The 20,124-nt window shown below is 72.3% G+C and carries 13 protein-coding genes; 4 read left to right on the top strand and 9 right to left on the bottom strand.

All coding sequences use genetic code 11. The features are described 5' to 3' along the window. Positions 1-17: 17 nt before the first annotated feature. Both MCM47_RS31375 and MCM47_RS31370 read right to left on the bottom strand, forming a co-directional pair. On the bottom strand, positions 18-944 hold the full coding sequence (locus MCM47_RS31375; RefSeq protein WP_238865333.1) for an ABC transporter substrate-binding protein: 927 nt from the start codon (positions 942-944) through the stop codon (positions 18-20). Between the two features lie 496 nt (positions 945-1,440). Next, the gene (locus tag MCM47_RS31370; protein ID WP_238865332.1) at positions 1,441-2,370 is read right to left on the bottom strand and encodes an ABC transporter substrate-binding protein; all 930 of its coding nucleotides are present in this window, start codon (positions 2,368-2,370) and stop codon (positions 1,441-1,443) included. A 584-nt stretch (positions 2,371-2,954) separates the two neighbouring features. On the opposite strand from MCM47_RS31370, the gene MCM47_RS31365 reads away from it, so the two are divergent. Continuing rightward, the gene (locus MCM47_RS31365; protein ID WP_308222525.1) at positions 2,955-4,151 is read left to right on the top strand and encodes an NADP-dependent malic enzyme; all 1,197 of its coding nucleotides are present in this window, start codon (positions 2,955-2,957) and stop codon (positions 4,149-4,151) included. A gap of 125 nt (positions 4,152-4,276) precedes the next feature. Next, the gene (locus MCM47_RS31360) at positions 4,277-5,239 is read left to right on the top strand and encodes a zinc-binding dehydrogenase (protein ID WP_238865331.1); all 963 of its coding nucleotides are present in this window, start codon (positions 4,277-4,279) and stop codon (positions 5,237-5,239) included. 55 nt (positions 5,240-5,294) lie between these two features. Here MCM47_RS31360 and MCM47_RS31355 read toward each other — a convergent pair whose 3' ends face one another. The 7 genes from MCM47_RS31355 to MCM47_RS31325 form a co-directional block, all read right to left on the bottom strand. After that, positions 5,295-6,332: a PadR family transcriptional regulator gene (locus MCM47_RS31355; protein ID WP_238865330.1), complete on the bottom strand. Its 1,038-nt coding sequence runs from the start codon at positions 6,330-6,332 to the stop codon at positions 5,295-5,297. Between the two features lies 1 nt (position 6,333). Continuing rightward, a complete protein-coding gene (locus MCM47_RS31350) occupies positions 6,334-7,263 on the bottom strand; it encodes a DUF4097 family beta strand repeat-containing protein (protein WP_238865327.1) in 930 nt (309 codons plus the stop codon). Positions 7,264-7,474: 211 nt separating this feature from the next. After that, on the bottom strand, positions 7,475-7,654 hold the full coding sequence (locus MCM47_RS31345) for a DUF6104 family protein (protein ID WP_031068881.1): 180 nt from the start codon (positions 7,652-7,654) through the stop codon (positions 7,475-7,477). Positions 7,655-7,687: 33 nt separating this feature from the next. Further along, a complete protein-coding gene (locus tag MCM47_RS31340; RefSeq protein WP_238865325.1) occupies positions 7,688-9,715 on the bottom strand; it encodes a serine/threonine-protein kinase in 2,028 nt (675 codons plus the stop codon). A 269-nt stretch (positions 9,716-9,984) separates the two neighbouring features. After that, positions 9,985-13,737 carry a multifunctional oxoglutarate decarboxylase/oxoglutarate dehydrogenase thiamine pyrophosphate-binding subunit/dihydrolipoyllysine-residue succinyltransferase subunit gene (locus MCM47_RS31335; RefSeq protein ID WP_238865323.1) on the bottom strand — a complete coding sequence of 1,251 codons (3,753 nt, stop codon included), beginning with the start codon at positions 13,735-13,737 and terminating at the stop codon, positions 9,985-9,987. A gap of 300 nt (positions 13,738-14,037) precedes the next feature. Continuing rightward, positions 14,038-15,168, bottom strand: coding sequence for a cell wall metabolism sensor histidine kinase WalK (locus MCM47_RS31330; protein WP_238865321.1), 1,131 nt, complete (start codon positions 15,166-15,168; stop codon positions 14,038-14,040). A gap of 97 nt (positions 15,169-15,265) precedes the next feature. Continuing rightward, entirely contained in the window at positions 15,266-16,003 is a 738-nt protein-coding gene (locus tag MCM47_RS31325) for a response regulator transcription factor (protein ID WP_238865320.1), read from the bottom strand. A gap of 566 nt (positions 16,004-16,569) precedes the next feature. Between MCM47_RS31325 and MCM47_RS31320 the strand changes: the two genes are divergently transcribed. Together MCM47_RS31320 and lon are read left to right on the top strand one after the other, a co-directional pair. Then, the gene (locus tag MCM47_RS31320; RefSeq protein WP_238865319.1) at positions 16,570-17,400 is read left to right on the top strand and encodes a rhomboid-like protein; all 831 of its coding nucleotides are present in this window, start codon (positions 16,570-16,572) and stop codon (positions 17,398-17,400) included. 134 nt (positions 17,401-17,534) lie between these two features. Further along, positions 17,535-19,928, top strand: coding sequence for an endopeptidase La (gene lon, locus MCM47_RS31315; RefSeq protein ID WP_238865318.1), 2,394 nt, complete (start codon positions 17,535-17,537; stop codon positions 19,926-19,928). Positions 19,929-20,124: the final 196 nt, after the last annotated feature.

The raw sequence follows: 20,124 nt of genomic DNA, 5'->3' as shown, positions 1-20,124 counted from the left end.
GATGTGCCGGCGGAGGGTCAGCTGACGGCGCCGTTGAGGGTGGACTTGTCGAGGGCGCCGGCCTCGACGCCCCACTTGGTGAGGATCTGCTTGTAGGTGCCGTCGTCGATCAGCGACTGGACCGCGCCCTGGACGGCCGGGGCGATCGCGGCGCCCTTGGCGAGGGCGATGCCGTACGGCGCGGAGTCGTAGGTGGTGCCGATCTTCTCCAGCTGGCCGCCGGACTGCTTGACGGCGTAGTCGACGACCGGGGAGTCGGCCATCATCGCCTGGTCGCGGCCGGAGACCACCGCGTTGGTGACGTCGGTCTGCAGGTCGAACTTGTCGCCGTCGTTGACCACGCCCGGCTTGCCGGCCTTGGCGCAGGCGGGGTTGCGGACGTCGACGATCTCCTGGGCCTGGGTGGTGCCGGTCTGGACGGCCACCTTCTTGCCGCAGAGGTCGTCGGCGCTGATCTTGTCCGGGTTGCCCTTCTTGACCGCGATCGCGCTGCCCGCGTTGAAGTAGGTGACCATGTCGACGGTCTGCTCGCGCTCCTTGTTGTCCGTGAGGGACGACATGCCGAGCTGGAACTTGTTCGACTGGATGCCGGGGATGATCGCGGTGAACTGCGAGTCCTGGACCTCGGCCTTGAGGCCGAGCCGGGCCGCGATGGCGTTGGCCAGGTCGACGTCCATGCCGATGATCTTGCCGCTGTCGTCCTTGAACTCGTTCGGCGCGTAGGAGGCGTCCGAACCGACGATGATCTTGCCGGCGGACTTGATGTCGGCGGGGACGAGCGCGGCGAGCTTGTCGTCGACCTTGACCTCGCTGACGGTCGCGGTGGCGTTGGGGGCGCCGCCGCCCTCTTCCTTGCTGCTGCTGCAGGCGGTCAGCGCGAGCGAGAGGGACGCGGCTGCCACGCCGGCGGCGAGGAGGCGGGTGCGCTGGGTACGGGCGGTCATGGGGGGATCTCCTCCTGAGGGAGAGGTCGGGCGGAGCGCGCCGCGGGGGAGCGGCACACCGGGGCAGCAGGCCGTACGGCGCTGTACGGGTACGGGTGGTATTTCGCTGTACTGCGTACGGGCAAAGCCGGTGGTGCAGGGCCTGGGCATGGTCTGCGCAGGGTGGAGCGAGGTACTGCTTCCGCCACCCTCCGCCGAGGTGGACGTTGATCGAACCGCCTCGACCAGTGGTCGGCTCGATCCGAGATGGGGGGAATCCTGCCACCAGATGACGGTCGGGGGGCCCTCATTCAGATCAAAATCGGATAACGAGGGGCCTCGCTGTCCGCTATACGGACGAATGCCAGGCTCCTGTCACCCTGCGTATAAGTATGCGGATCCCCCTGCACTCCGCCCGGGAGGCCCGCCCGCGCGCCCGGGGGATTGCGGACGCACGAGGGCCGGGTCGGATCCCGCCCGGATCCGACCCGGCCCCTTCGTCCGGTTGCCGGCGGTCTCAGATGCCGCCGTTGACCACCGCGTTCTGCGCCGCGCCCGCGGAGACGTTCCACTTGGAGAGGATCTTGTCGTACTCGCCGCTGCGGATCAGCTGGTCCACCGCCTTGGACAGCGAGTCGCGCAGCGCGGTGTCGTCCTTGCGCACCGCGATCCCGTACGGGTTGGACTTGGACTGCGCGCCGGTGACCTCGAAGCGGTTGCCGTTGTCGGTGGTCTTCGCGGCGTAGGCCGCGACCGGGAAGTCGTTCAGACCGGCCGCCGACACGCCGGAGGCGACCTCGGCCAGCGCCTTCGCGTCGGTGTCGAACTTGTGCACGGTGAGCGGCTTGCCGGCCCGGCTGCAGGCGGTCACCTGGCGGCCGATGATCTCGTCCTGCGTGGTGCCCTGCTGCACCGCGACGACCCGGCCGCAGAGGTCGTCCAGGGTGTGGATGCCCTTCGGGTTGCCCTTGGGGACCGTGATCGAGCTGCCGGCGATGAAGTAGTCCACGAAGTCCACGCCGGGGTGGATCTGCCTGCCGGTGTCGTCCACGCCCTCGCGGCGCTGGCGGATGTCGCTGAGCGCGGACATCACCACGTCGTACTGCTTGGCGTGAAGGTTCGGTATCAACTTGTCGAAGGGAGTGTCGACGATCTCGATCCGGACGTTGAGGACCTTGCCGAGGGCCTCGGCGATGTCCGGGTCGAGACCGGCCGGCTTGCCGTCGGCGCCGCGGAAGTCCACCGGGGTGTAGTTCAGGTCCGAGCCGATCCGGAGCACGCCGGCGCTGCGCTGGGCCTTGGGGAGCTTGTCGCGTGCCACCTCCCCCGCGTCCTTCGCGGTCTTCTCCTGGCCGCCAGCGCTGCAACCGGTCAGCAGGAGGGCTCCGGCGGACACCAGCGCGAGGGCGGCGGCGGCCGTACGTCGGGGGTGGGGACGGTGGTGCATGGGCGGGCTCCTGTGGGAGGGACGTGGAGGCTTCGCGGTGTCGCGGAGGTGTACGCGAGGTGGCGGGCCATGGGATCCTCCCATCCCGCCTTCCGGGGCCCGGCGGCGGGTGTGTCAGAATTCGGTACCGGGTGACCCCCGACGCTCGAACCCAGACCGCCGAGTCGAGACAGGCTCGGGGTGCAGAGGAACGGAAGTCATCGACGCCGACTCCGTATCCGTGGCACCGGCTCCCCTCGCGTCTGCGTTCACTCCTACGGGTGTTCGTGCACGTTCGCCGTTGCCGCCACCGGGTCCGGGCGCTTCCGACGCCCGGCGCCGTCAAGTGGTCGAGATGCGGATGAAATGCACGTAACGAGGACGAAAAGGCACAGGTGCGGTGCCGCCGTCCGACCTACGCTCGGCCCGGTAGCACAGCGCAGACAACTGGAAACAACCCTCACCCGAGGGCGCAGGCCCCGACGGCAGCGCCCCGACCCCGCCATCCCCCCGGGTCCGCTTCGGCGTACCCGGTTTCGGGTTTCCGGCGGGGTCGCCCCAGCTCCGTCGGCCGTGCCCTCGCTATCAATGACGAAGAGGTCATCGTGGCAGCGGAGATCATCCACACCAGCACGCAGGACACCGACGATCCGGTCGACGCCGTTTTCGCGCTCCACCGCGGCGGCAAGATGGAGGTTCGGGCCACCGTCCCCGTGCGCGACGCGGACGACCTGTCCCTCGCCTACACCCCCGGTGTCGCCCGGGTCTGCACGGCCATCGCCGAGCAGCCGGAGCTGGTGAACGACTACACCTGGAAGGCCAACACGGTGGCGGTCGTCACCGACGGCACCGCCGTGCTGGGCCTCGGCGACATCGGCCCGGAGGCCTCGCTGCCCGTGATGGAGGGCAAGGCCATCCTGTTCAAGCAGTTCGGCGGCGTCGACGCGGTCCCGATCGCGCTGGCCTGCACCGAGGTGGACGAGATCGTCGAGACCGTCGTCCGGCTCGCGCCCTCCTTCGGCGGCGTGAACCTGGAGGACATCTCCGCCCCGCGCTGCTTCGAGATCGAGCGCCGGCTCCAGGAGGCCCTGGACATCCCGATCTTCCACGACGACCAGCACGGCACCGCGATCGTCACCACCGCGGCCCTGTGGAACGCGGCCAAGGTGACCGGCCGGGAGATCGGCTCGCTGCGCGCGGTCATCTCCGGCGCCGGTGCGGCCGGCATCGCCATCGCCAAGATGCTGGTGGCCGCCGGCATCGGCGACGTGGCGGTCTGCGACCGCAAGGGCGTGGTCCACGACGGCCGCGGGGACCTCACCGACGTCAAGGCGGAGATCGCCGCGCAGACCAACAGGTCCGGCATCAAGGGCTCGCTGGCCGACGCGCTGGCCGGCGCCGACGTCTTCATCGGCGTCTCCGGCGGCACCGTGCCCGAGGAGGTCGTGGCGACCATGGCCGAGGGTGCCTTCGTCTTCGCGATGGCCAACCCCAACCCGGAGATCCACCCCGAGGTCGCGCACAAGTACGCGGCGGTCGTCGCCACCGGGCGCAGCGACTTCCCGAACCAGATCAACAACGTGCTGGCCTTCCCCGGGATCTTCGCCGGCGCCCTGCAGGTCCGGGCCAGCCGGATCACCGAGGGCATGAAGCTGGCCGCCGCCAAGGCGCTGGCCGGCGTGGTGGCCGAGGAGCTGACGCCGCAGAAGGTCATCCCCTCGCCGTTCGACGAGCGGGTCGCCCCGGCGGTCACCAAGGCCGTCGCCGACGCCGCCCGCGCCGAGGGCGTGGCGCGGATCTGACGCGAACGGGGGAGCGCTTCCGCCACGAGGAGCGCTCACCCGAGAGGTGAAGGGCCGGGTTCCGGGATACGCGTCACACCGACGTGTGGTTCCGGGCCCGGCCCTTCGCCGTTATCGTCCGGATCATGTTTGCTGCCTACGCCGCACGAATCGACGCCGACGACCCGCTGAGCGCCCTGGAGTTGGGCGAGCTCCCCGAACCGCAGGCGCGGCCCGGGTGGAGCGTGGTCACCGTCAAGGCCGCCAGCCTCAACCACCACGACCTCTGGTCGCTGCGCGGGGTCGGCCTGCCCGCGGAGAAGCTGCCGATGATCCTCGGCTGCGACGCCGCCGGCGTCGACGAGCACGGCAACGAGGTGGTCATCCACTCCGTGATCGGCCAGAGCGGCCACGGCGTGGGCCCGGACGAGCCGCGCTCGATCCTGACCGAGCGCTACCAGGGCACCTTCGCCGCCCGGGTGGCCGTGCCCACCTGGAACCTGCTGCCCAAGCCCGCCGAGCTCTCCTTCGAGCAGGCCGCGTGCCTGCCCACCGCCTGGCTGACGGCCTACCGGATGCTGTTCACCAACGCCGGCGTGAAGCCGGGCGACACCGTGCTGGTGCAGGGGGCCGGCGGCGGCGTCTCGACCGCGCTGGTCGTCCTCGGCAAGGCCGCCGGTCTGCGGGTCTGGGTCACCGGCCGGGACGAGGCCAAGCGCGCCCGGGCCGTCGAGCTCGGCGCCGACGCCGCCTTCGAGAGCGGCGCGCGGCTGCCCGAGCGGGTGGACGCGGTGATGGAGACGGTCGGCGCCGCCACCTGGTCGCACTCGGTGAAGTCGCTGCGCCCCGGCGGCACCATCGTGATCTCGGGGGCCACCTCCGGCCCCAGCCCGAAGGCCGCCGAGCTGAACCGGATCTTCTTCCTGGAGCTCAAGGTGGTCGGTTCGACCATGGGCAGCAAGGAGGAGCTGGCCGGGTTGCTCTCGCTCTGCGCGACGGCCGGCGTCCGGCCGGTGATCGACTCGGTGCTGCCGCTGGCCGAGGCCAGGGAGGGCTTCGCCCGGCTCGCCAAGGGCGACGTGTTCGGGAAGATCGTCCTCAACCCGTGAGCGCGCGGGTGCCCGGTGCTCCCCCCGAGGGGCACCGGGCACCCTTCGCGCCGGCTCAGCCGAGCAGGCGCTTCAGCCGCTCGCCGGCCTGGCCCAGCACCGCACGGGCCTCGGCGAGCCGGTCGGCCGTCACGCGGCCGTCCCGGGCGGCGTCGCGGACCTGGTCGCGGAAGCGGTCGAGCAGGCGCTCCAGCTCCCGGGCGGGGTCGGCGGCCGGGTCGGTGGCCGTCCACGCCGGCGGGTCGGCCGGGGCGGAGCCGGCCGGCTCGTCCTTGTCCAGGTCGATCCGGGTGACGGTGATCCGCTCGGCGGCCGGCCCGGCCTCCTCGGCCGGGTGGCCCCAGCGGGCCGCGTCGGCCAGGCCGGCCAGCCCCTTGGTGAGCTCGGAGAGCCCCTCGGCGAGGCCCGTCGGCCAGTCGCCCCTGGCGGCGTGCTCGCGCACCTGCTGCTCGACCCGGCGCTTGATCCGCAGCGCCTCCTGCTGCGCCGCCGTCCGTGCCGCCCTCGACTGCTCGCGCAGCCGGCGGGCCTCCTCCTCGGCGGCCTTCGCCTTGGCCTTGGCCGCCTTCTCCTGCTCCTTGGCGCGCTTGGCCTGTTCCTTGGCCTGCCGCTTGAACTGGCTGAACTCCTCCTTGGCCCGCTGCCAGGCGTCCTTGTCCCCCCAGGGCCCGGCCCACGGGTCCCCGTCCTCGGCGCGCTCGGGCCGGGGGGCCTGCCTGGCCGCGCCCCACAACTCCTCACGGAGGTCCTTGGCACTGTCCCGGACGTCCTCGCGGATCGCCCCGGCGAGCTGGGCCACCGAGTCGCGGATCTCCAGCTCCAGCTCGTCCAGCTCGCCCTGGCGGGCCGCCAGCTCGGTGCGGCCGGCGTCGGTGAGCCGGTAGACCTTGCGGCCGCCCTCGGTGCTGTGGGCGACCAGGCCCTCCTGCTCCAGCTTGGCGAGGCGGGGGTAGACGGTGCCGGCGGACGGCGCGTACAGGCCCTGGAACCGCTCCTCCAGGAGGCGGATGACCTCGTAACCGTGCCGCGGCGACTCGTCGAGCAGCTTCAGCAGGTAGAGCCGGAGCCGGCCGTGGCCGAAGACGGGGCTCATGTCAGGCCTCCTTGGTCAGGTCGGGGCCGTCGCCGGCGTCCTTCGCCGGCTTCGGGCCGGACGGGAGCTCCTTGACGAGCACCGGGCCGTCGTCCTCGGCGTCGGGGCGGCGCAGCACGGTGACGGCACCGGAGACGGTGGTCACCGAGAGGCTGCCCTGGCCGTCCCCGAGCTGGCCGGAGAGGCGCTTGGCGCCCCAGGTGCCGCCGACCTTGAGCTGGTCGAAGGTGCTGGAGATGTCCCCGCTGTTGGTGCCGGCCTCGACCCTGGTGTCGGCCAGCGAGGGGAGCCGGACGCCGACCGGGCCGCTGACCGTGGTGACCTTGATCTCGGTCGGGTTGACCACGTCGAGGTCCAGGGTGACCGCGCCGGTGACGGCGTTGGCCAGCACCTTGTCGGCCTTGCCGGCGACCACGGTGAGCCCGCCGGAGACGGTGTTCAGCTTGAGCTGGCCGGCGACCGACTGGACGTCGACGTCACCGGAGACGGTGTTGGCGGAGGTCCGCCCGGCCAGGCCGACCAGGGTGACGTCGCCGTTGGCCGACTGGGCCGAGACGTGCCCGGCGAAGCCGGAGACGGTGGTGTCGGCCGAGACGGTGCCGACCTTCACCTCGGTGCCGGCCGGCGCGGTCAGGGTGACCGAGGCGGTCCGCCTGCGCTTCAGCGAGGAGAAGAAGCCCTTCACCGAGTCGACCGACTTGAGCACGTCGCCGAAGTCGCTCCAGCTGCTGAGGTCCTTGTAGGTGACCGTCAGGACGCCGTCCACCAGGGTGACGTGGAGCGCCTCGCCCTTGAGCTCGGTGACCTCCAGACGGGCCGGCCCCTCGGCGGCGACCACGTTGACCGCCCCGTCGATGATCCGGACGTGGACCGTCCGGACCTCCTCGTCGATGGTGATCCTGTCGGGGCCCTCGATCGTCCACTGGCTCATCTCTGCCGCCTCCCGTTGCGACTCGCGATGTATCGCGTTCTCTTCCAAAGACGATATATCGCGTGACGCCGAAGTCAAGGGAGCCCGCCCCCGAGGCCGACCCGGAGCCGTCCCCGATCCGCCCCCTACGGGAGGCACGCGAAGGGCCCGGGAGGCGGTTGCCTCCCGGGCCCTTCGGCGGCGTCTCACCGGGTCGCCCGTCGTCCCCGGGTCACTCGTCGTCCTCGTCGTCGAGCCGCGCCAGCCAGGTGGCCAGCCGCTCGACCGGGATCTCGAAGTCCGGGTTCAGGTCGACGAACTCGCGCAGGCGCTCGGCCAGCCACCCGAAGGTGACCTCCTCGTCGCCGCGCCGGCTCTCCAGCTCCTCGATGCCGCGGTCGGTGAAGTACACGGTTCGCTCCGGTCCGATGGGGATGGGACCTGGTCAGGATAGACCGGGCTGGCCGTTGGCCCGCCAGGTGCTGACGACCACCTTGGCCGCCCCGGACGAGGCGTCGGCGATCTCCACCGCGGCGATCGCGATGTTCTGGCTGGTGCGGTCCCGGATGCAGAGCAGCCGGCCCGCGGTGACCCGGTTGAAGGTCAGGTCGGTGTCGGGCCGGGAGTCGATCGCGGCGGCGCACTGCTCGGGGGTGACGGCGGCGTCGCTGATCACCGCGAAGTCGGACTCGCCGTCGCCGACCGAGTCGAAGGAGTCGGCCCGGCCACCGCAGCAGACCGCCTTCTTGACGCCCAGGCCCCACTTGAGGCCGTTGGTGTTGCGGGGCACCACCTTGCCGGAGTTCAGGTCGATCCGGTAGGCGTCGCTGGCGTACTCCGTCCCCGGGATGGCGAGCGAGACCTTCTCGAGCGCGGGGGTGTAGCCGCTCGGCCGGGCCGGCGCGGAGACCCCGCCCGAGGCCGGCGAGGCCGACTTCGAGGACGACGCCGGCGGGGTCTTGCTCGCGGTCGGGCTCGGGGCCGCCGTCGGGGAGTCCGCGGCCGCGGGCGTGCTCTGGGCCGGCGCCGGCAGGCTGCCCGGCGTCTGCGGTGCGGACGCCGCGTTGTCGGCCTTCTTGTCGTCGTTCCCGAGCTTCTTCATCAGCACCACGCCGCCCGCGGTGCCGCCGAGCGCCATCACCAGGGCGACGACCAGCAGTGCCTTCCAGGAGACGCCCTTGCGCTTGGGCTCCGGCGCGGCGGCCGGGGTGTCGGTCACCACCGGGCCGGGCGGCGGGGTGTCGTAGGAGGGAGGCTCGTGGCGCAGCTGCACGGTCGGCGGGGAGGAGATCACCGGCCCGGTCGGGGACTCGGCGGTCGGCTGGGGGGCGCCGTACGCGCCGAGCGGCGGCGGGCTGAAGCCGGGCGGCGGGGTGACCGGCGGCTGCTGCGGGGCGCCGTACGACACCGCCGTCGCCGGGTGGGTCGGCTGCGGCGGCGTGGCCCCGGTCGGGGCGACGCCGGGCGCGGTCGGCGGTGCGGCCGGGGCCGGCGGCGGGGTGGCCGGCGCGGCCGGCAGCGGGGTCGGCGGGGTCTTCGGCAGGTCCGAGCGCCGGGTGATCTCGGTGTTGACCTGCTTGGGCAGCCAGTCGTCGGCGAACCGCAGCTGACCGCCGACCGACGGGTGGTTGCGGGCGATCTCGATGATCTCGGCCGGCTTCGGCCGGTCCTCGGGGGACTTGGCCAGGCAGCGCAGGACCAGCTCGCGCAGGTCGGCCGGGACGCCCGCCAGCTCGGGCTGCTCGTGCACCACGCGGTAGAGCACCGCGGTGTCCGGGCCGTCGCCGAACGGGGCGGTGCCGCCGGCCACGTACGCGGCCAGCGCGCCGAGCGCGAAGACGTCGGTGGCCGGGGTGACCGGGCGGCCCTGGGCCTGCTCGGGGGACATGAAGGCGGGCGAGCCGATCCGGTAGCCGGTGCCGGTGAGGGCGGTGGCGTCGGCGGCCCGGGCGATGCCGAAGTCGATCACGCGCGGACCGTCGCCGGCCACCAGCACGTTGGCGGGCTTGAGGTCGCGGTGCACCACCTCGACGCTGTGGATGGCCTGCAGCGCCTCGGCGATGCCGCCCAGCAGAAGCAGCACGGTGCGGACCGGCAGCGGCCCGTTCTCCCGGACCACCTGCTGCAGCGACGGGCCCGGCACGTAGGCGGTGACCAGCCAGGGCGCCTCGGCGTCCACGCCGGAGTCGATCACCTGCGCGGTGTACAGCCCGTGGATGCGCTGGGCGTTGGTGACCTCCTGGGCGAAGCGGCGGCGGAACTCGCCGTCCTCGGCGAACTCCGGGCGGACCACCTTGAGGGCGACCGGACGGCCGCCCGGCGTGTAGGACAGGTAGACGCGGCCCATGCCGCCCGCGCCGAGCCGGGCGAACAAGCGGTAGCCGCCCACCTCCCGGGGGTCGTCCGGGTGCAGCGGTTGGAACACCGGGGGCAACGGGGAGGCGACGGCGTCCCGTGGTGCGTCGGCAGTCATGCGGTGGGTCCCCCTGGGAGAGCGTGAGGTCATCGGCCGGCCGGGGGCGATGACGGGCGCCCCGGCGGCGGTCTGGCGAGGCATAACCTATCGATCCGTCAGGTCGCTCCGCAGGTCGGTGCCGGTTTGGTTGCAGAGCTGGGACCTTGGCATGGCGCGTCCGTGTCGTTCCCGGGCCGCGAAAGGCCCCGGCCCCCGTGCGTGTGCACGGGGGCCGGGGCCTTCGTTCGACTGCCGTCCGACGGGGTCGGGCCGGGGCCGGAGCGGGATCAGAGCGAGAAGATCTCCTCCAGCAGCGACTGCTGCTCGGCGGCGTGGCGCTTGGCCGAGCCGACCGCCGGGGCCGAGGAGGCCGGGCGGGCGACGCGGCGCAGGCGCGAGCCGTTGGCGCTGCGGCCGATGACGACCTGCAGGTGGTCGACCAGGTTCATCGCGATGAACGGCCAGCCGCCCTGGTTGGCCGGCTCCTCCTGCGCCCAGATGAACTGGACGTCGTCGCCGTAGCGGGCCAGCTCCTCCTGGAGCTCGGCCACCGGCAGCGGGTAGAGCCGCTCGACCCGGACGATCGCGGTGTCGGTGACCCCGCGCTCGGCGCGCGCCGCCTCGACGTCGTAGTAGAACTTGCCCGCGGTGATGACCACCTTGCGGACCTGCGACGGGTCGACGGTGGTGTCGCCGATGACCGGGCGGAACGAGCCGGTCAGGAACTCCTCGGTCGCACTCGCCGCGGCCTTGAGACGCAGCATCGACTTCGGGGTGAAGACGACCAGCGGCTTGTGGTGGGGGTTGTGCGCCTGCCAGCGCAGCAGGTGGAAGTAGTTCGACGGCAGGGTCGGCATGGCGACCGTCATGTTGTTCTGCGCGCACAGCTGCAGGAAGCGCTCGGGGCGGGCGGACGAGTGGTCCGGGCCCTGGCCCTCGTAGCCGTGCGGCAGCAGCAGGACGACGCCCGAGTGCTGGCCCCACTTCTGCTCGGCGGACGCGATGTACTCGTCCACCATGGTCTGCGCGCCGTTGACGAAGTCGCCGAACTGCGCCTCCCACATGACCAGCGCGTTCGGGCGGGTCAGCGAGTAGCCGTACTCGAAGCCCATGGCCGCGTACTCGGACAGCAGGCTGTCGTACACGGTGTAGCGGGCCTGGTCCTCGGTCAGGTACAGCAGCGGGGTGTAGTCCTCGCCGGTGTTCCGGTCGATCAGGACGGCGTGGCGCTGGCCGAAGGTGCCGCGGCGGCTGTCCTGGCCGGCCAGGCGGACCGGGTGGCCCTCCATCAGCAGCGAGCCGATGGCGAGGGTCTCGCCCATCGCCCAGTCGATGGTGTTGTCCTCGACCGAGGCGGCGCGGCGCTGCAGCTGCGGCAGCAGGCGCGGGTGGACGGTCAGCCAGTCCGGCAGGTTGACCTGCGAGGCGGCGATCCGCTTCACCATCTCCTCGGAGATGCCGGTCTGGATGGAGACCGGGAAGTCGGCGACCGGCTTGCCGTTGGCGGCCGGGGCCGGCGCCTGGGCGGCGTCGCGGACCTCGGCGAAGACCTTCTCCAGCTGGCCCTGGAAGTCCTGGAGCGCCTGCTCCGCCTCTTCCATGGTGATGTCGCCGCGACCGATCAGGCCCTCGGTGTACAGCTTGCGCACCGAGCGCTTCTTGTCGATCAGGTCGTACATCAGCGGCTGGGTGAACGACGGGTTGTCGGCCTCGTTGTGACCGCGGCGGCGGTAGCAGATGAGGTCGATCACCACGTCCTTGTGGAACTCCTGGCGGAACTCGAAGGCGAGCCGCGCGACGCGGACCACGGCCTCCGGGTCGTCGCCGTTCACGTGGAAGATCGGGGCCTCGATCATGCGGGCCACGTCGGTGCAGTACATCGAGGAGCGCGAGGACGCCGGGGCGGCGGTGAAGCCGACCTGGTTGTTCACCACGATGTGCACGGTGCCGCCGGTGCGGTAGCCGCGCAGCTGCGACATGTTCAGGGTCTCCGCGACGACGCCCTGGCCGGCGAAGGCCGCGTCGCCGTGGATCTGGATCGGCAGCACCGGGAAGGTGGTGCCGCCCTGGTCCAGGATGTCCTGCTTGGCGCGGGCGATGCCCTCGACGACCGGGTCCACGGCCTCCAGGTGGGAGGGGTTCGCGGCGAGCGAGACCTTGATGGTCTCGCCGTCCAGGCCGGTGAAGGTGCCCTCGGCGCCCAGGTGGTACTTGACGTCGCCGGAGCCGTGCATCGACTTCGGGTCGAGGTTGCCCTCGAACTCGCCGAAGATCTTGCCGTACGGCTTGCCGACGATGTTGGCCAGCACGTTGAGGCGGCCGCGGTGGGCCATGCCGATGACCGCCTCGTCCAGGCGGTGCTCGGCGGCGGCGTCGATGGTGGCGTCGAGCAGCGGGATGAGCGACTCGCCGCCCTCCAGCGAGAAGCGCTTCTGGCCGACGTACTTCGTCTGCAGGAAGGTCTCGAAGGCCTCGGCGGAGTTCAGCCGGCGCAGGATGCGCAGCTGCTCCTCGCGCTCGGGCTTGGTGTACGGCTTCTCCAGGCGCTCCTGCAGCCACTTGCGCTGCTTCGGGTCCTGGATGTGCATGTACTCGATGCCGACGGTGCGGCAGTACGTGTTGCGCAGCAGGCCGAGGATGTCGCGGAGCTTCATCATCCGCTGGCCGCCGAAGCCGCCGACCGCGAACTCGCGCTCCAGGTCCCACAGGGTGAGGCCGTGCGTGGTGACGTCCAGGTCGGGGTGCTTGCGCTGCTTGTACTCCAGCGGGTCGGTGTCGGCCATCAGGTGGCCGCGCACGCGGTACGCGTGGATCAGCTCCATGACGCGGGCGGTCTTGTTGACCTCGTCGTCGTGGGTGGTGGCGACGTCGGTGGCCCAGCGGACCGGCTCGTACGGGATCCGCAGCGACTCGAAGATCTCGTCGTAGAAGCCGTTCTCGCCGAGCAGCAGGCGGTGGATCTCGCGCAGGAACTCGCCGGACGCCGCGCCCTGGATGACGCGGTGGTCGTAGGTCGAGGTCAGCGTCATGATCTTGGACACGCCGAGGCGGGCCAGGGTCTCCGGGGCGGAGCCCTGGAACTCGGCCGGGTACTCCATGGCGCCGACGCCGACGATGGTGCCCTGGTTCTGCATCAGGCGCGGCACGGAGTGCACGGTGCCGATGCCGCCGGGGTTGGTCAGCGACACCGTGACGCCGGTGAAGTCGTCCATGGTCAGCTTGTTGGCGCGGGCCCGGCGGACGATGTCCTCGTAGGCCTGCCAGAAGCCGAAGAAGTCGAGGGTCTCGGCCTTCTTGATGGCCGCGACGACGAGCTGGCGGTCGCCGTTGGGCTTCACCAGGTCGATGGCCAGGCCCAGGTTCACGTGGTCGGGCTTGACCAGGAAGGACTTGCCGTCCTCCACCTTGTAGCTGTGGTTCATGCCCGGGTGCGCCTTGACGGCCTTGACCAGGGCGTAGCCGATCAGGTGGGTGAAGGAGACCTTGCCGCCGCGGGCGCGCTGCAGGTGGTTGTTGATGACGATGCGGTTGTCGATCAACAGCTTGGCCGGGACGGCGCGCACCGAGGTCGCGGTCGGCACCTCCAGGGAGGCGTCCATGTTGGTCGCGACGGCCTTGGCCGGGCCGCGGAGCTGGACCAGCTCGGGGCCGGTGGCGGCGTCGGCCGCGGCCGGAGCCGGGGCGGCGGCCTTGGGGGCCGGCGGCGCGGCGGGCGCTGCGGCGAGCGGCGCGGGGGCCGGGGCCGCGGGGGCCGGCGCGGGCGCGACCGGGGCGGCGGGGGCCGGCGCGGCCGGAGCGGCAGCGGTGGGCGCGGGGGCAGCGGCAGGGGTCGGCGTGGGGCCGGCCTGGGTCGCGGCCTGGGTCACTGGGGTCACCTCGGTACCGGGCTTGTAGTCGGCGAAAAAGTCCCACCAGGCTCGGTCGACCGAGTTCGGGTCCTGGAGGTACTGCTGGTAGATCTCGTCGACGAGCCACTCATTGGGGCCGAAGCCAGTGGAGCTTGCCGAGCTGTTTGGGGGTTCTGGGGACTGTGGCGACACGGCGGCAACCGCCCTCTTCCGCTTCCTTTTGGGATGTTTGGACAGCGGGGATTAAGGCTACGCCCCTCATCAGTGATCGCGCAGTCCCCAGGGCGCAGGCGTCGCCCAGATCACAGTCCTGACCTGCGGTTTGGCTGAAAATGTGCGTTAGAAACTCGCTAGAGATGGGAAGCGATCGCGCCTGATCGCCCACCATACCCGGACAGAACCGGACAAAACCTGGTGCGGTCCGCGGACGATCCTCCGTCCGCAGCTGTGTCGGTTCTGTGACATGGGCGGTGCCCGAATCGTTGCTCCCGGTCACCGGGGGCCGGGCAGCCGCACCTCGATCCGGCAGCCGCGGGCGGCCTCGGCCACCTCGATCCGCCCGCCGTGCAGGTCCACCGCCCACCGGGCGATGGCCAGCCCCAGGCCGGTGCCGCCGTCGGAGCCGGGCCCCTGGGCGGTGGCGGTGCCGCTGCGGCTGAACCGCTCGAAGACCCGGCCGCGGTCGGCCGCCGGGATGCCCGGGCCCTCGTCCTCGACCTCCAGCAGCAGGGCGCCGGGTCCGTCGCCGGGCCGGGCGCGGACCGTCACGGTGCCGCCGGGCGGAGAGTGCTTGCAGGCGTTGTCGACGAGGTTGGCGACCACCTGGTGGAGCCGTTCCGGGTCCGCCACACCGGTCAGCCCGGCCGGGCTGACCTCGAGGGCGAGCCGCACGTCGCCGCGCCGGGAGAACGCCCCGCCGGCCGTCGCGCCGTCCACGGTGACCCCGCGCAGCACGCCGTCCAGGAACTCGCGGACCTCGAAGGGGCGGGCGTCCAGGTCGACCACGCCGTCGTCGATCTTGGAGAGGTCCAGCAGGTGGGTGACCAGGCGGCCGAGCCGCTCGGTCTGCTCCAGGGCCGCGCCCAGGGTCGCCGGATTCGGCTGGACCACGCCGTCGACCACGTTCTCCAGCACGGCGCGCAGCGCGGCGATGGGCGTGCGCAGCTCGTGCGAGACGTTGGCGACCAGTTCGCGGCGGTGCCGGTCGGCGGCCTCCAGGTCGGCCGCCATCTGGTTGAAGGTGGCCGCCAGCTCGCCGATCTCGTCGCGCGAGTTCACCTCGACCCGGCGGCTGTAGTCGCCGGAGGCCATCGCGCGGGCGGCGGCGGTCATGTCGCGCAACGGGGCGGTGAGCCCGTGCGCGAGGAACTGCATGAAGAGCAGCGAGGCGATCATGGAGAAGACCATGATGATCCGGATCTGCGTCTCGGAGCGGATCGCCACGACGACCATCCCGGTGGCCAGGAAGACCGAGACGATCACCAGCAGGGCGAGCTTGCCCTTGATCGAGCGGACCGGATCGAGCGGCCGGATGTCGGCCCAGACCCGGCGGGCGGCGCGGGCGGCCAGGGTCGGCCGCGGGGTGCCGTCGGCGGCCCCGTTGCGTTGCTGTGGAAAGGTCATTGGTCCCTGTGATCCCCCGCGTGCGGTGGTCCCCCGCATGGTGTGCAGGGCGGTTCGGGACACGGGCCCCCCGGAGGCCCGGTGCCCGAGGCGCCGCCTAGGAGAGCGGAGCCTCCAGCGCGTATCCGACACCGTGCACGGTGCGGATCCAGCTCGCGCCGATCTTCCGGCGCAGCGCCTTGACGTGGCTGTCGACGGTGCGGGTGCCGGACGCGTCCGTCCAGTCCCAGACCTCGGCCAGCAGCTGCTCGCGGGTGAGCACGGCGCGCGGCTGGGCGGCGAGGCAGGCGAGCAGGTCGAACTCGGTCGGCGTCAGGTGGACGTCGCCCGAGGCCAGCCGGACCCGCCGCTGCACGTGGTCGATCTCCAGCTCGCCGAAGCGCAGGCTGCCGAGCGCGGGCGTGCGGGCCGCCTGCTGGGCGCGCTCGACGCGGCGCAGCAGCACGTTGACCCGGGCCGCCAGCTCCCGCATGGAGAACGGCTTGGTCATGTAGTCGTCCGCCCCGACGCCGAGGCCGACCAGCAGGTCCGTCTCGTCGTCGCGCGCGGTCAGCATCAGGACCGGCACCGGGCGCTGGGCCTGGATCCGGCGGCACACTTCCAGGCCGTCGAAGCCGGGCAGCATGATGTCGAGGACGACCAGGTCAGGCTGCCAGGTGTGGAAGCCGTCGACCGCGCCCGGACCGTCGTGGGCGACGGCGACCTTGAAGCCCTCCGCGCCCAGCCGGGCCGCGATCGACTCCGCGATCGTGGGTTCGTCCTCCACCACCAGCACTCTGCGCTGGCTGCTCACCGTGCCGCCGCTGTTGTGGTTGTCCTGCTGAATTTCTGTCACGGTCACGCCACCGCCCCCAGGGCTGCGGGCCGGCCACCTGTGGGGATGGCGGGGCTCCGCTCGTAGTCTTGTTCCGTCGTGGACTGTGCCGGGTCCGCCGTCCCGTTTCCGAACGCGCGTGGATCGGTGGACAGGTGTGGACTGCCCACGTCTCCCCGCGCACTCCGCAGCGTACGGACAACGGGTGGTTCCCGGCAGGTGGACCGGACGTTTCCGGCCCGCGGGCCGGCTTGTCGGGCCGCCCTCGGACCCACTCGGAAGTGGGCACGGGCCGATACCTTACCCGGCGAATTTTCACTGCGTAACGGTATGTATGCAGTCGGGTTGACGTGGAGCCGCCGGTCAGAGCCGCTACTCGTGCGTAAACAGAGGGATGGTCCGGACCAAATACCGCGGTTCCGGCCGCTCGGCGGTCCACCGATCTTCACGGGGATTTCCCAGCCGACTCCCAGGACCCGGACGTAACGTGGTCACGACAAGGATCGGGGGGCGGGATTTCCGGCGTTCGCCGGTACGTTGGGCACCGGACGGGAGCCGAGGGCTGCGGGGTCTGGAGCGGAGGCGGCATGGCGGGGCTGCGGATCGGCGCCGAGCGGAGCGGGCCGCACCGGGGGCCCGGTGCGGGCACCGGTTCCGGGCCGCCGTACGGGATGCTGCGGCTCGGACTGCGGTCGACCCTGCTCGGCTGGCTGCTGGCCCGGGTGCCGACCCCCCGGCGCAACCCCTTCGCGCTCGGCTACGTCGCCGTCGTCGGCGCCACCACCACCTTCGCGATGCTCGCCGACCCGGACCTGGTGCTCCGTCTGCAGGAGGCGTCCAGCTCGGACGGGGACAACCTGTTGCACCACCCGCTGCGCGCGCTGCTGTTCAGCGGCTTCTGGGTGGCGGGGACGGTCTGGATGCCGTACCTGTGGGCCTTCGCCTTCACCGTCGCACCGCTGGAGCGCCGGGTCGGCGCGGGGCGGGCGGCGGCCGTGTTCGCGACCGGCCACATCGCCGCGACGGTGCTCTCCCAGGGAGTGGTGATCGCCGCCGTGGTGGCCGGGCGGCTCGGTCCCGCCGAGCTCGACCGCCTGGACATCGGCGTCAGCTACGGCGTGCTGGCCAGCCTCGCCGCCCTGGCCGGGCTGCTCCGGCCGATGGGCCGGCTGCTCGCGCTGGGCGGTGCCGCCCTGATGCTCGCCGACCAGTACGCCACCGACCAGGACCTGGTGACCGGGATCGGCCACCCGGCGGCGCTGCTGGCCGGGGTGGCGCTCTGGCGCTGGCTGCGCCGCGTCCCCGACCGGCGCGCGCACCCGGGGGAGGCCGCCCAGGCCCCGGCGCAGGCGGTCGCCCACGCCGCGTCCGGTGCGTCCTCCGCGTCCGGCGGGGCCGCGGTGCTCGACCGGATGTGAACCCCTCGCAGGTGCTTTTGACGGGACCTCGGGCGCCCGTCCCCGTTCGCTCATGGCGAACAGAAGGCGGGGAACATCCGGCGGCCGCCAAACCTTAGTCAGGTCAGCTCAAGTTCACTGACTGGGGAGAGATCATGGCATCGACGTCCACACCGCTCACCCTGCCCGTGCTGCCGCTCGACGACGAGGTCGTGCTCCCGGGCATGGTCGTCCCGCTGGACCTGAAGGACACCGAGGTGCGCGCGGCGGTGGAGGCCGCGCGGTCCGCGGCCACCGGCACCGGTAAGCCCCAGGTCCTGCTGGTCCCGCGGGTGGACGGCTCGTACGCGGCGGCGGGCACCCTCGCCACCGTCGAACAGGTCGGCCGGCTGGCCGACGGCGACCCGGCCGCGCTGGTCCGCGCCGTGCGCCGGGTCCGGATCGGCGTCGGCACCACCGGGCCCGGCGCCGCGCTCTGGGTGGAGACCACGCCCTTCCGGGAGTCCTCGGTCGGCACCCCGGTGGCCGGGCGCGCCGCCGAGCTGGTGAAGGAGTACAAGGCGCTCTCCACCCAGTGGCTGCGCAAGCGCGGCGCCTGGCAGATCGTCGACCGGGTGGCCCAGATCGAGGGCGTCGGCGAGCTGGCCGACAACATCGGCTACGCGCCCTTTGTCACCGCCGAGCAGAAGCTCAAGGTGCTGCTGGAGGCCGACCAGGTCGCCCGGCTGGAGTACGCCCTGACGCTGCTGCGCGACCACCTCGCCGAGGAGGAGGTCAACGACACCATCCGCAAGGACGTCGAGGAGGGCGTGGCCAAGCAGCAGAAGGAGTTCCTGCTCCGCCGCCAGCTGGAGGCCGTCCGCAAGGAGCTGGCCGAGCTGAACGGCGACCCGGCCGACGAGGAGGGCGACTACCGCGCCCGGGTCGAGGCCGCCGACCTGCCCGAGAAGGTCCGCGAGGCCGCGCTCAAGGAGGTCGACAAGCTGGAGCGGGCCTCCGACCAGTCGCCGGAGGGCTCCTGGATCCGCACCTGGCTGGACACCGTCCTGGAACTGCCGTGGAACGAGCGCACCGAGGACGCCTACGACATCGCCGGCGCCCGCGCGGTGCTGGACGCCGACCACTCCGGCCTGGCCGACGTGAAGGACCGGATCGTCGAGTACCTGGCGGTCCGCAAGCGCCGGGCCGACCAGGGCCTCGGGCTGGTCGGAGGGCGGCGCGGCGGCGCGGTGCTCGCACTGGTCGGCCCGCCCGGCGTCGGCAAGACCTCGCTCGGCGAGTCGGTGGCCCGGGCCATGGGCCGCAACTTCGTGAGGGTGGCGCTCGGCGGCGTCCGGGACGAGGCCGAGATCCGCGGCCACCGGCGCACCTACGTCGGTGCACTGCCCGGCCGACTGGTGCGGGCCATCAAGGAGGCCGGCTCGATGAACCCGGTGGTCCTGCTGGACGAGATCGACAAGGTCGGCTCGGACTACCGCGGCGACCCGGCGGCCGCCCTGCTGGAGGTGCTGGACCCGGCGCAGAACCACACCTTCCGGGACCACTACCTGGAGGTCGAGCTGGACCTCTCCGACGTCGTCTTCCTGGCCACCGCCAACGTGCTGGAGGCCATCCCCGAGCCGCTGCTCGACCGGATGGAGCTGGTCCGGCTGGACGGCTACACCGAGGACGAGAAGGTCGTCATCGCCCGCGACCACCTGCTCCCGCGCCAGCTGGAGAAGGCCGGCCTGCGGACCGGGGAGGTCGCGGTCGACGAGGAAGCGCTGCGCCGGCTGGCCGGCGAGTACACCCGCGAGGCCGGCGTGCGCAACCTCGAACGCTCGATCGCCCGGGTGCTGCGCAAGATCGCCGCACAGAGCGAGCTGGGGGAGCGCGAGCTCCCCGCCGCGATCGGCGCCGACGACCTGCGCGCCCTGATCGGCCGGCCGCACCACGTCCCCGAGTCGGCGCAGGAGCCGGCCGAGCGGCGCACCGCCGTCCCCGGCGTGGCCACCGGCCTCGCGGTGACCGGCGCCGGCGGCGACGTCCTCTACATCGAGGCCTCGCTCGCCGACGCCGAGACCGGCGGCACCGGGCTCACCCTGACCGGGCAGCTGGGCGACGTGATGAAGGAGTCGGCGCACATCGCGCTCTCCTTCCTGCGCTCGCGCGGCGCCGAGCTCGAACTGCCGGTCACCTCGCTGCGGGACCGCGGCGTGCACCTGCACGTCCCCGCCGGGGCCGTCCCCAAGGACGGGCCGAGCGCCGGCATCACCATGACCACCGCGCTGGCCTCGCTGCTCTCGGGCCGCAAGGTGCGGACCGACGTGGCGATGACCGGTGAGGTGTCGCTGACCGGGCGGGTGCTGCCGATCGGCGGGGTGAAGCAGAAGCTGCTCGCCGCCGACCGGGCCGGCGTCACCACGGTGATCATCCCCAAGCGGAACGAGGCCGACCTGGACGACGTCCCGGCGGAGGTGCTGGAGCGGCTCACCGTCCACCCGGTCTCGGACGTGCGGGAGGTGCTCAAGCTGGCCCTGGAGCCGGCCGAGGTGCTGGTCGCCGCCTGACGGCGGTTCACCCGAAGGGGTGCGGAGAACCGGGCGCGGTTCCCCGCACCCCTTCGGGCTTGTGCAACAAAGTGTCAGTAGTCCATCCTGGGCGCATGCATCGCCACGCGTACCTGAGCCGTCGACTCGTCGTCGACCTGGCCTACGCGTGCTCCGCGAGCTGTCACCGCGCGTTCTGACGCGGTGATCCGCCCGG

The sequence above is a fragment of the Kitasatospora sp. A2-31 genome, from assembly GCF_022288725.1.
GTDB lineage: Bacteria > Actinomycetota > Actinomycetes > Streptomycetales > Streptomycetaceae > Kitasatospora.
Note: the sequence above shows the minus strand (reverse complement) of the source record. Positions and strands in the feature narration are given on the sequence as shown.